Raw genomic sequence first — 12,436 nt, 5'->3', positions numbered from 1 at the left:
AAAGACGAAAGCTTAAGAAACATGGTCGACCCCAGCAAAGTTTGTTTGCTATTGGTTTGGATGTTTTGATTGATGGTTTGCGTGAGTATTTCTTTGCTGGCAATCGACGTGTGTTTGAGGTTCTAATAAGCTATTTGTCTTCTAGTCCACGACCTTTGAGACTTTGAGCATTTTTGTCGTGTACAGAGGTCAGCTATAAAATATTCTGCCTGTTCAATCACTTCTATTAGCTCTTAGCTAGTGCAAACTTATAAGAAGCAGTGTTACGGCCAAATAAAATAATGGCTCGACAGTAATTTTCTAGGGTAGGCTCGACATCGACGAAATTCATTACCACTCCTTGGGTATCTTGGTTATGAGTTTAGGTATTATCTTTATATAAACCAACTGGCTAATCAACTCAATAAGCGTTTGAGTGATAATAATAACTGGTATGACAGAGTTATAGCCTGGGATAGCTAATGCTAGCGGGAGTATAACCAGTGAGTTTCGGGTACTGCTGCTAAACACTAAAGCACGATTAGCAGGGATATTAAGTTGAAATAAGCGGCCTATAATCCATCCTATCACTGGGGCAAGTATGGCAAATGCAATATAGATAGGAATAACTTGCAGGACAGTCACTGTTTGGCCTTTGAGGCTTGGAATCACAGAAGCAATAATTATGAACAACACAAGAGCAGTAGCAGGTACAGGAAGTAAAGATAGGCTATTAGTTATTTGTTTGCCACTATTTGAGCGCGTCGCCCACAACTGCAGGATAGCCGCAAATATAAAAGGGATAACAATTAGTTGCATAAAAGCGTGAATAAATGTGTTTACTTGAATCAGCTCTACAAATGAGTTTCCGAGAAATAGCTTGAGATATATTGGCAAAAGTAGAATTTGTACTATTAGTAGAATAGGGGTGGAGGAAAGCAGTAAGCGAGAATCCGCTTGACCTAAGTGTGAAAAAGTTATCACATAGTCAATGCACGGACACAGAAGCACCAATAGCACAGCTAACAAAATAAATGGATCAGGCGGTAATAAAGGAAGCAAGGCTGCAATTAATAAGGGAATGGCAATGAAGTTTGCTATGAGTAAAGCTGTAAGGAACTTTAAGTCACTTAAGCCCTTTTTAAGTCCGGTAACAGGAACTTGTAAAAAAGTGACAAACAATATCAAAGCTAAAGCAGGGTTTATAGCCCACTGAAAATCAGCAATCTGCGGAACCATTATCCCTACAAGTAAGGCTAAAATAGTAGCGACGAAGTAAATGCTAATTTGTCGAGTTTCTAATAAAGTGCGTAGGTTATCCATGCTTTGCTCTTAGTGCTCTAAAATATAGGGTTACAATAGAAGATAGGTGGAGGTGAATTATAGGCTACGAGTAGAACAATTGTGTTAAGTCTTAACTTTAAATATTTGTAGAAATAAAGGCTTGCAAAAGCTAGAAAACTTGCTAAAATACATCACCTCAATAGGCGTATAGCTCAGTTGGTTAGAGCGCTACCTTGACATGGTAGAGGTCGCTAGTTCGAATCTAGTTACGCCTACCAAATTCGAAAGCCCCAATCTTTATGATTGGGGCTTTTTTTTGTGCAGCCAAAAAACCAACAATAAGAAAAGCCCAACAATTAGAAGGTACTAAAAAAGAACAAAAAAAGAGAACCTCAATTTGAGGCTCTCTTTTTAAAGTCATGGCTTTAGTGGCTTAGTCTTAATAGCTTTGAAAATTAGCCAACTAAATTACTGACTAACTTTTGCCAGAACTTCTTCACGGCTAAGTAATTGTTTTTCCCCTTCACGGCGATCAACATACTCGTATTTATCTTCAGCTAAGTTGCGGTCTGATACCACGATACGGTGTGGAATACCAATAAGCTCAAGGTCAGCAAACTTCACACCAGGACGCTCGTTACGGTCATCTAGGATAACGTTTAAGCCTTTGGCTTTTAGCTCTTCATATAAAGCTTCAGCGGTTTGCATAACCGTGTCTTCTTTTGATTTCATTGGCACAATGGCGATGTCAAAAGGCGCGATTGAGTCTTTGATATCTGGTGTTTTGGCCCAAATGATACCGTTGTCATCGTGGTTTTGCTCAATGGCAGCAGCGATGATACGGCTAACCCCGATACCATAACAGCCCATCATTAGAGTCACTGGCTTACCATCTTCACCCATAACCGTACAGTTTAGCGCTTTTGAATATTTATCGCCCAACTGGAAGATGTGGCCCACTTCGATACCACGTTTGATGCTTAGCGTGCCTTTACCGTCTGGTGAGGCGTCGCCTTCTACCACGTCACGAATATCAACCACTTCAGTGATCTGAGCGTCACGCTCCCAGTTCATGCCCGTGGTGTGCATGTCATATTCGTTGGCACCTGATACAAAGTCGCTCATGGCAGCTGCTGCACGGTCAACATAAACAGGGATGTCTAAGTCTACACCGATGAAGCCTTTTTTCAGACCAGCGGCTTTCATTTCTTCTTCAGTAGCGAAAGTAAGCGGTGTGGCTACTTCAGCGATTTTCTCAGCTTTGACTTCATTTAAGGTATGGTCACCACGAACTACTAGGGCTACCAATTGTTCTTCGCCTTCAGAGCCATCTTCATTGATGCGATGACCTTTAACCACTAAAGTTTTTACTGTGGTTTCTAAAGGAATGTCTAGGAACTTAGCCAAATCTTCGTTGGTTTGAATCTTTGGTGTTGCTACATCTTGTCTTTCTTGAGTAGGAGCGGCGCGCTCATCGGTACAGACTGCTTCTGCAAGCTCAACGTTAGCTGCGTAGTCTGACCCGTCAGAGAAAGCGATGGCATCTTCACCACTGCCAGCCAATACATGGAACTCATGAGAAGCTGAGCCACCGATTGAGCCAGTATCGGCCAATACAGCACGGAAGTTTAAGCCCAGACGTTGAAAAATGCGGGTGTAGGCATCATACATCTGTTGATAGGTTACTTCCAATGACTCTTGATCTACGTGGAAAGAGTACGCATCTTTCATGGTGAATTCGCGGGCACGCATGATACCAAAGCGAGGGCGAATCTCATCGCGGAACTTACCTTGAATTTGGAAGAAAGTAACAGGCAGCTGTTTGTAGCTACGTAATTCACCACGGGCCAAATCAGTGATGACCTCTTCGTGAGTGGGGCCTAGTACGAAGTCACGATTGTGACGGTCGGTGAAACGTAGAAGTTCAGGACCATAATCTTCAAAGCGTCCTGACTCTTGCCATAACTCAGCAGGCTGAGTCATAGGCATGAGGACTTCTTGTGCGCCGATGTTTTCCATCTCTTCACGCACAATTCTTTCAACTTTTTGCAGGACCTTAAGACCCATCGGTAACCAAACATATAGGCCTGACGCTAGCTTACGAATAAGACCGGCTCTTACCATAAGTTGGCTTGAGACGATATCGGCATCGCTTGGGGTTTCTTTTAAGGTAGCAAATAAAAACTGGCTGGCTCTCATAACTGACTCGACTTTACTCAATGTAGTTAAAGGGTGGTTAACGATAAAATTAACTTTAAAAAACTCACTGAAACAATAAAAGCACCGTCAATAAGGCCCGTCTTAAATGTGCTGCTAATCAGTATTCAGACGGTTATTACGGTGTTAAATGATAATAGTAAGAAAAAATAATAGTGGTAACCTGACTATGTTAGGTAAAGTCGGCCTTTGACGCAATCCTTTTTTGACTTCTTACTGGATTTAGGCCCAATTTAATACCAATTTTAAGCCATATAGAATCAGATTGACTAAATTTTGATTTATTACCCTTTGAATCCAACAGACAACTTCTAGTTTATTAGCTATATTAAACCCAAAATAATAATCACATGAGGGCGAAACATGAATAATATGAAGCAAGCTGGGCCAACCCCCGGCAATAACTCTAATCCCACCGCTAAAAGTAGTGGTGTGTTACTCAAGCTGGTGTTTTTACTGGTTTTGATTCTGCTTAGTGTTTTGCTGTGGCAGCAGTTTAATCAAGACAATTCACCGCAAATTCAAACCGTTAGCCGAGAAGGCGTGGTCAGTAAAATTCAGCAGCTGAATCGCTTAGAAACTGTGGCTTATAATGTCGATACAGTAATTACCAGTGAGCAGCCAGGCAGTTGGCAGCGTTTATGGCAAGATGAACAAAAAGGCTTGTTTATTGCTCGTGGTCGAGTAGTCGCTGGGGTAGACTTAAGTGAGCTAAGTCCAGAGATGGTTCAGGTCACAGACCCCACCGAGGAGCAAATCGCGACAGCACAGGCCAATGCTGAAGCACAAGGCAATGAAGATATGCCGATAACTTTAATGCCTAATATCATGGTTACTTTGCCACCTGCGCAGATTTTCACTGTGTATTTGCAAGATATTGATGTTTATGACTGGCAGTCTGGCGGCTTATTTGGCATGAAAAAAGTCGAGCCTGAGATTTTAGCGCAAGCTCAAGCCAGCGCTAAAGAGGAAGTGCTTAAGCGTGCCTGTGCTGATGGGGTGATGCAGCAAGCAGAAGACAATGCCAAAAAAGAGATGCAGCAGTTATTTGCCATGACTGGGGCAGAAGTTAGTGTAACCACTCAAGGGGCAGGGGCATGTCAGCCTGCTGACTAAAGTGTTTAGATTAGGATGTTTATATTAGGGCGTTTAGATTAGGATGTATAGATTGCCCTTACCAATACTGCTTTAGCCCTTAAACTGCTCAATGGCATAAAGGCGAGCTTGCTTGTGGTCTACCATAGGTTGCGGGTAGTCAACCTGAGCAAAGCTGCCTTTTTTGCTTAAAGCCTGCCTGAGCTTCGCCTCATCATGTAAAACACTGGCCGGAATATCTTTTAATTCAGGCAGCCAAGTCTTAATAAAAATAGCGTCTTTATCATGGGTCTTGGCTTGGCTAAACGGATTCATGATCCGAAAGTAGGGCGCAGCATCGGTGCCGGTGGAAGCGCTCCACTGCCAGCCCCCATTATTAGACGCAAAGTCTCCGTCAATCAGCTTTTGCATAAAGTAGCGCTCACCCAAGCGCCAATCAATAAATAAATTTTTGGTTAAAAACATGGCGGTTACCATGCGCAGGCGATTGTGCATAAAGCCAGTTTGGTTCAGGCAGCGCATGGCCGCATCTACCAAAGGCACACCGGTTAGTCCTCTACACCATTTCTCAAAATCTGATAAGTCATAAGACCAATTTACCTTTTGGTCGGCTACCTTATTAAAAGCAGCTCCTTTGACGATGTCTGGATTCTCTACTATAACGTGACGATAAAAATCCCGCCATGCCAGCTCACTAATCCAGCGCTGTATGTCTTGTTCAGCGCCAAAATCTTCATTTGGCTCATTTAAGTTATAAGCCTTGGCTTCATAAGCAGATTGAGCCGCTTGTTTGGCTTTTAGGTAGCATAAACGTGGGCTAATGACCCCTATGGTTAGATAGGCAGACAATTGGCTAGTGGCCTCTAGTGCCGATTGATCGCGGGCGATATCATAATGTTGCACATCTTCTGCTAAAAACTGCTGCAAGCGTTTATAAGCCTGATCTTCGCCGGCAGGATAGGTTTGACGTGTGGTTTGTAGCAACGACTGAGCAGTTGTTTCTTGATCAAATTGCCTTTCTAAAAATAGCCTAAGCGTTTTTTGATACAAATCCTCAATAGAGTCTAAAATCTGCGGCAAAATATCCGAATCTGGCTTATTATGATTAAGCTTTGCAAGCGGGTGCAAATTTACTAGGCCTGTGTCTAAAATGCTTTGCCATTTCTTATAAAAAGGGGTGAACACTTTATACATAGTGCCATCATTGGTCGTGACTGAGCCAGGTGGCAAGATACATTGATCGTGGTAACGATGGAACGTGATGCCCTTCTTGCTTAGCTGCCGTTCAAGTGCGCGGTCTCGCGCCATCTCATTAACTTCATATTCATAGTTGCTAGCAATATTGCTAATGTTATGCTGCTGGCAAAAATTATCTATGGCATCTACACACTGGCTATAATTAGGAGCTTGTAATAGGTGTAGCTCAATGTTTAATTGAGTCAACAAAGCCCCTGCTAATTCCTTTAAACTGCGAAAAATAAAATCCACTTGAGCCAAAGACATAGCGTGCTCAAGCCATTGCTCAGGGGTCACCATAAATAAGGCTTTTATATGGGGTTGATCTGCCCCTTGATTTGCCATCTCAGTTAAAGCAGAGAGTGCGGTGTTGTCCTCGAGGCGCAGGTCACGTCGAAACCAAATAAGGTAGGAGGTTTGGGGAGTGGGGGCAAGGGCAGGCATCGGGCATCCTTCATGGGCTTATATTCTTGATAAGTATTAATATTGGCAGTTATCGGCTTTAAATGGGGTAAGTTAGTGTAAGCACTGCTAAATTTGCCAAAAAGTATGCTACGATAAGTTTGATTTGGCAGTTTGAGTTTGGTAAAAGGATTACGGGGTCAATGCAGGTTAAATTTTGTGGGTTCACCCAAGCCAGTGATGTCCAGCAAGCGATTGAGCTAGGAGCTGATGCACTTGGCTTTGTGTTTTATCCTCCCAGCCCTCGCGCTGTTACTGCTGAGCAAGCCAAGAGTTTGGTGCAGCAAGTACCAGCCTTCGTGAGTGTCGTGGCACTGGTGGTAAATATGCAGCCCTCAGAGCTTGTGGCCTTGGCCAATAGCGTGGAATTTGATGTGATTCAGTTCCATGGAGATGAGTCTGCTGAGCAGTGTCAACAACTGGCAAAAAGCGTCAATAAACGCTGGGTAAAAGCGCTTCGTATCAATCAAGACACCCATGATTTACAAAGTATTCAGTCTCAAATTAAAGACTACGCTCAGGCCGGAGCAAGCAGTATCTTATTAGATGCTTATCATAAAGACGCCTATGGTGGTACTGGAGAGCGCTTTGACTGGTCATTAATACCTAAAGACAGTGCGCTGCCTATTATTCTGGCGGGAGGATTAACGCCTGATAATATTGGTGATACCTTAAAACTGCCTATTCAAGCCGTTGATGTCAGTGGGGGTATTGAATCTGCCAAAGGCATAAAAGATGCTGGCAAGATGGCAGCCTTTATCCGCGCTGTAAAAAGCACCCGATGGCCCAGTTAACTTCACATTCCAAGTACCTAACTAATGTAAAAAAGTCAGTTAACAATAAATCATTAACAAGACAGCTCATTGCATTGTTGTAATTGTTATATAAGTAGGGTAAAACCAAATATGAAAACCTTTGATAATGTACCACACAATGATGAAGTAGAAAGCATTACCGATTTCAATCAGTATCCCGACGCCAGTGGTCACTTCGGTATTCACGGCGGCCGCTTCGTCTCTGAAACACTGATGGCCGCTCTAGAAGAGCTAGAGACTTTATATTATAAAGTGAAGCAAGACCCTAAGTTTTGGGAAGAGTACCACAATGATCTGGTGAACTATGTGGGTCGTCCAACGCCACTTTATCATGCCAAACGTCTTAGTGATGAGATTGGCGGCGCGCAGATCTATTTTAAGCGTGAAGACTTAAACCACACTGGCGCTCATAAGGTAAATAACACTATCGGTCAGGCGCTACTGGCGAAGATGAGTGGAAAAAAACGCATCATTGCTGAAACAGGTGCTGGTCAACATGGCGTAGCGACCGCAACCATTGCTGCTCGTTTAGGCCTTGAGTGTATCATTTACATGGGTGCAGACGATGTAGAACGTCAGAAGATGAACGTCTATCGTATGCGTTTGCTTGGTGCTAAAGTGGTAGCAGTTGAGTCAGGGTCACGCACTTTAAAAGATGCTATGAACGAAGCGATGCGGGATTGGGTCACCAACGTCGATACCACCTATTATATTATTGGAACCGTTGCTGGACCTCATCCTTATCCGCTACTGGTCCGTGATTTTCAGGCCATTATTGGGAAAGAAGCCCGCATTCAGCATTTAGAAAAAACTGGAAAACTGCCAGATGCGCTAGTGGCCTGCGTCGGGGGCGGCTCAAATGCCATTGGATTGTTTTATGAGTTCTTAAATGACAAAGACGTAAAAATCTATGGGGTGGAAGCCACCGGTGATGGTCTAGAAACAGGACGCCATTCAGCTCCTCTGGCGAAAGGTCGTGTTGGGGTATTACACGGCAACCGTACTTATTTAATGGCTGATGATGAAGGTCAAATTTTAGAGACGCATTCAATCTCAGCGGGTCTAGATTATCCAGGCGTGGGCCCTGAGCACAGTTTCTTAAAGGATATTAAGCGTGTTGAATATGTGGGCTGTACTGATAAGCAAGCTTTGCACGCCTTCCATGAAGTGACTCGTAAAGAAGGTATCATCCCTGCGTTAGAGTCGGCTCATGCTGTGTATTATGGTTTAGAGTTGGCTAAAACCATGACCCCAGATCAGAGTATTATTGTCAACATATCAGGACGTGGAGATAAAGACCTACATTCTGTGATGAAAGCTGAGGGTATTGAGCTTTAAGCTTTATTTATCTTAAGTGGCAGCTTTTAATACCTTAAAGGTTTTAAAGACTGTCAGCCTCCTTCAGTTTTACTGAGTATCGACCCGTTTATTTATTAAGGGAATATCATGACCCGAATTGAAACCGCATTTAAAAACTTAAAACAACAAAATAAAAAAGCCCTTATTCCATATGTAATGGCAGGGGACCCCTCTCCAGACAGCTTTGTGGGCCTGATGCACGACTTGGTGACCCATGGAGCGGATATGATTGAAGTGGGGCTGCCATTTTCAGACCCGATGGCTGATGGACCGACAGTTGCATTGGCAGGCGAGCGCGCTCTGGCAGGCGGCACCAGTACCCATCAAGCTTTACAGATGGTAAAAAAATTCCGAAAAACTGACAGCACTACGCCGGTGATTTTAATGGGGTATTTAAATCCTATTGAGATTATTGGTTATGATGAATTTATTAGATTGTGTGACGACTGCGGCGTAGATGGGGTATTGGTAGTGGATTTACCGCCTGCTGAATCAGGTGACTTCGTACAGCGTCTGGCACAGCATAATATGAATAAGATTTTCTTATTATCGCCCACGACTTTACCTGAACGTCGTAAGCAAGTCATGACCCATTGTGGCGGTTATATTTATTATGTTTCGCTAAAAGGGGTTACCGGCTCTGCAAGTCTAGATACAGCAGCGGTTGGAGAACAGGTTCAGGCCATTAAAAAAGAGACAGACCTACCTATTTGTGTGGGCTTTGGTATTCGTGATGGTCAGTCAGCAGCTGCCATTGGGAAGCATGCGGATGGGGTAATCGTGGGTAGTGAGCTGGTGAAGAACTTTACAGGTTTAGACAGTAACTCCAGTGCTGATGAGATTTCAGCTGCTCAAGCCAAAATTATGGATAAAATGGATGAGCTACGCCAAGCTTTAAATCAATTGGCTTAGCCCAAAAGCTTGCTGTAAATACTTTTTTATTAATATTAATTTGATGTACTTATGACAAACAATAGTAAGCCGACCAAGACTCAGCCCAATAAAAAAGCGGTTGACCCTGCTATGGACTGTGGATCTCAGTCTGATAAGAAGACGGCTACCACAGAGCCTAAATGTGAGACTTGGCTGTCTCGTCCTGTGCCCAGAGTGAAGCGTCACACGCTACCGCAATTGACAGCGGTAGAGACTGAGCCTTCTACTCAGTGTCCGCAGTGTCATTCTATGACCACCAATACTGCTTTGATTTTTAACAGTTATGTCTGTCCTCACTGCGATCATCACTTAGCCATGACTGCTCGTGAGCGTTTGGCTGATTTCTTGGATCAGATCGAGCAAGAGTTGGGTCAGCAATTTCATACCGGTGACCCTTTAAGCTTTGTAGACAGTAAGCCTTATCCGCAGCGCATGCAGCAAATGCAACAAAAAACCGGTGAAAGTGAAGCCTTGATTGTGTTTAAAGGTAAGCTGCGTGAGATGGATGTGGTGGCTTGTGCCTTCGACTTCCGCTTTATGGGAGGGTCAATGGGGTCTGTGGTTGGTGATCGTTTTGTTGAGGCCGCAGAAGTGGCCCTTGAACGAAAAATACCGTTAATCTGTTTCGCAGCCTCTGGTGGCGCCCGTATGCAAGAAGGGGTACTGTCCCTTATGCAGATGGCTCGAACTGCGGCCGCTATTGAACGATTGCGTCTGTCAGGGGTGCCTTATATTGTAGTACTGACCAATCCTGTATATGGGGGAGTGACTGCTTCTTTGGCCATGCTGGGCGATATCCACCTTGCTGAACCGAAAGCCATGATTGGCTTTGCCGGTAAACGCGTCATTGAGCAGACGGTTAGACAAACTTTAGAGGAACCCTTCCAGCGGGCAGAGTACTTATTAGAGCATGGGATGATCGACCAAGTGGTTCACCGTCACCAGCTAAATGATACCGTGCATCGTTTATTGGCTAAGCTGATGTAAAGCTAAGCTGAATCGACTTGTCTTTTTTATTTAGATTAACTGGTTTTTATTTTTTTGCTGAGAGGCATCGTGATTAATACTCCTTCAACCCCCACAACAGTTGTCAATCCCCCAAACGAATCCAGTCCTTTATCGGACTGGATTTATTACATGCAGCAGATACATGTCTCAGCAATAGACATGGGCTTGTCTCGGGTACTGCCTGTGGCCAATCATTTAGGTTTGATACAGTCTGCCAAAGATGATGCTTATGTGTTCACTGTCGCAGGCACCAATGGTAAAGGGTCTACCACCGCAGTTATTAGTGAAATTTGCCAACAAGCCGGCTATAAGACCGCCCTTTATCAGTCGCCACACCTGATAGACTTTAATGAAAGGGTGCGTATTAATGGACAACCTGTGGGAGACGAAGTATTAATTGAGGCTTTTTATGAGGTCGAACAAGCTCGTTTAGCCTGTGACTTAACGTTATCATTTTTTGAGATGACCACCTTGGCTGCGATGCTTATTTTTGCCCAAGCAGACTGTGATGTTTGGGTTCTAGAGGTGGGGCTAGGCGGCCGACTGGATGTGGTCAATATCATCAATCCTGATTTGGCCGTTATCACCAACATTGGCATTGACCATGTTGATTGGCTTGGCGATACTAGAGAGAAGATTGGCTTTGAGAAGGCTGGCATTTTACGAGAGGGCATACACTTAATCTATGGTGAGCCAGATATGCCGCAGTCTGTGATGGATAAGATCCAACAGCTGGGCTGCCCTTATTATCATGTAGGTAAAGATTATGACTTTATCGAACAAGATGAAGTCTGGCAGTTTAGTAGTGCCAGCATAAGCATGCAATTACCTAAGCCCAAACTGTCTTTGATTAATAGTAATAATGCGGTAGCTGCTGTGCTGGCTAGTGAGCTAACCATCACTCCTGAGCATATTAAATCTGGACTGCAAGCCGTTAAGTTAGCAGGACGTTTTGATGCCAGAGAGATTGCACAGCGTCAATGGTTGTTTGATGTGGCGCATAATGAGCGTGGCATGACTTTCTTACTGAGTCAGTTCCAGCCTATGTGGCAACAGCACAAAGCAGACCATCCGGCAGCCGAGTTACATATTGTATTCTCTATGCTGGCAGATAAAGACATCGACCATGTAGTTGAGTTGCTGGTAGACTCAAAGCTACCTATTAAGACCTGGCATGTGGCAATGATTGACCACCCTAGAGCAGCAGAAGTAGAGCAATTAATTGCAGTGCTACAAAAAAATAATCAACACAATATTGTTAGCTATGAAAATTTAGAAAGTATTGGTGAGAAAGTGATAGCAGCGACTGATACTGAAGACCTAATCTTAGTTTGCGGCTCATTTCACACCATAGGTGAAGTGCTACAGCCACTTATACAGCTACAGCCACTAATTTAGAGGCAGTCTACTATTAAACAGTTAATGACTTTTGATATAAGATTTTTAATACTGATTTAATAATGAATATTGATAACTATTTGATTTACATAAAGGCAAGGGCTCATGGGTCTCTTGCTTTTTTTGTCTGCTTTACTATCTAGTTTCTGTCCTGAGTACAGGCTATTTTTAAGAGTTAATATAAAATAAATATTACTCCTATTTATTAAAAATATTGTATTTAGTGTTAAATTTAATTGTTACTCATTGTTGAATATTAATCTATATATGTCGTGATAATGTAGTAGTATTGCAATATAATCCTTTATAATACAAATGATTTTAGTCTCAATAGCTAACAAATAGATTGGTGTTAAGCTTAAACGATTATGTTACACCTGGGTGCCTTTGCAGCGCTTTATCTTTCATAGAATAAGTAAACACATTATGATGTTAAGCCCTAATAAAAATAAATTGCTACTGGTTTTGTCCTTATTGCTCAGTTGTATAGTGAAAGAACTTATAAACTGTTACAAAGCCAAAGAAAATAAAAGAACAAAGTATCGATACACTGCAGACGCCAGTCTTTACGTTTACGCTTGATCCAAGCCCAGGCTTTTTCGATGGGATTTAAATCTGGGCTATAAGGTGGTAGCCATAAAATACAGTGT

10 protein-coding genes and 1 tRNA gene are annotated in these 12,436 nt (G+C 43.1%); 7 read left to right on the top strand and 4 right to left on the bottom strand.

The annotated features are described in order from the left end of the window. Positions 1-330 precede the first annotated feature (330 nt). Positions 331-1,302, bottom strand: a complete 972-nt coding sequence (locus A1019T_RS09500; RefSeq protein ID WP_077451443.1) for a bile acid:sodium symporter — start codon at positions 1,300-1,302, stop codon at positions 331-333. 162 nt (positions 1,303-1,464) lie between these two features. Between A1019T_RS09500 and A1019T_RS09495 the strand changes: the two genes are divergently transcribed. Next, positions 1,465-1,541: transfer RNA gene (locus tag A1019T_RS09495), tRNA-Val, on the top strand. Positions 1,542-1,731: 190 nt separating this feature from the next. Here the strand turns inward: A1019T_RS09495 and A1019T_RS09490 are convergent. Then, on the bottom strand, positions 1,732-3,462 hold the full coding sequence (locus tag A1019T_RS09490; RefSeq protein ID WP_077451442.1) for a proline--tRNA ligase: 1,731 nt from the start codon (positions 3,460-3,462) through the stop codon (positions 1,732-1,734). Positions 3,463-3,843: 381 nt separating this feature from the next. On the opposite strand from A1019T_RS09490, the gene A1019T_RS09485 reads away from it, so the two are divergent. Beyond that, the gene (locus tag A1019T_RS09485; protein ID WP_077451441.1) at positions 3,844-4,596 is read left to right on the top strand and encodes a DUF4230 domain-containing protein; all 753 of its coding nucleotides are present in this window, start codon (positions 3,844-3,846) and stop codon (positions 4,594-4,596) included. A gap of 72 nt (positions 4,597-4,668) precedes the next feature. Here the strand turns inward: A1019T_RS09485 and A1019T_RS09480 are convergent, their stop codons facing one another. Further along, positions 4,669-6,255, bottom strand: coding sequence for a cryptochrome/photolyase family protein (locus A1019T_RS09480; protein ID WP_077451440.1), 1,587 nt, complete (start codon positions 6,253-6,255; stop codon positions 4,669-4,671). Positions 6,256-6,416: 161 nt separating this feature from the next. Between A1019T_RS09480 and A1019T_RS09475 the strand changes: the two genes are divergently transcribed. The 5 genes from A1019T_RS09475 (at position 6,417) to folC (ending at position 11,786) form a co-directional block, all read left to right on the top strand. Beyond that, positions 6,417-7,067 carry a phosphoribosylanthranilate isomerase gene (locus A1019T_RS09475; protein WP_077451439.1) on the top strand — a complete coding sequence of 217 codons (651 nt, stop codon included), beginning with the start codon at positions 6,417-6,419 and terminating at the stop codon, positions 7,065-7,067. Positions 7,068-7,178: 111 nt separating this feature from the next. Continuing rightward, entirely contained in the window at positions 7,179-8,426 is a 1,248-nt protein-coding gene (trpB, locus tag A1019T_RS09470; RefSeq protein WP_077451438.1) for a tryptophan synthase subunit beta, read from the top strand. A 108-nt stretch (positions 8,427-8,534) separates the two neighbouring features. After that, a complete protein-coding gene (trpA, locus tag A1019T_RS09465; RefSeq protein ID WP_077451437.1) occupies positions 8,535-9,359 on the top strand; it encodes a tryptophan synthase subunit alpha in 825 nt (274 codons plus the stop codon). 111 nt (positions 9,360-9,470) lie between these two features. Further along, the gene (gene accD, locus A1019T_RS09460; protein WP_244156613.1) at positions 9,471-10,367 is read left to right on the top strand and encodes an acetyl-CoA carboxylase, carboxyltransferase subunit beta; all 897 of its coding nucleotides are present in this window, start codon (positions 9,471-9,473) and stop codon (positions 10,365-10,367) included. Between the two features lie 72 nt (positions 10,368-10,439). Next, complete coding sequence (gene folC, locus A1019T_RS09455) at positions 10,440-11,786, top strand: bifunctional tetrahydrofolate synthase/dihydrofolate synthase (RefSeq protein WP_425271953.1); 1,347 nt, start codon at positions 10,440-10,442, stop codon at positions 11,784-11,786. A gap of 499 nt (positions 11,787-12,285) precedes the next feature. Here the strand turns inward: folC and A1019T_RS14025 are convergent, their stop codons facing one another. After that, positions 12,286-12,390: a hypothetical protein gene (locus A1019T_RS14025; RefSeq protein WP_227678566.1), complete on the bottom strand. Its 105-nt coding sequence runs from the start codon at positions 12,388-12,390 to the stop codon at positions 12,286-12,288. Between the last annotated feature and the right edge of the window lie 46 nt (positions 12,391-12,436).

The organism is Psychrobacter piechaudii (genome assembly GCF_900162825.1).
Lineage (GTDB): Bacteria > Pseudomonadota > Gammaproteobacteria > Pseudomonadales > Moraxellaceae > Psychrobacter > Psychrobacter piechaudii.
This window is presented reverse-complemented; position numbering and strand designations above follow the sequence as displayed.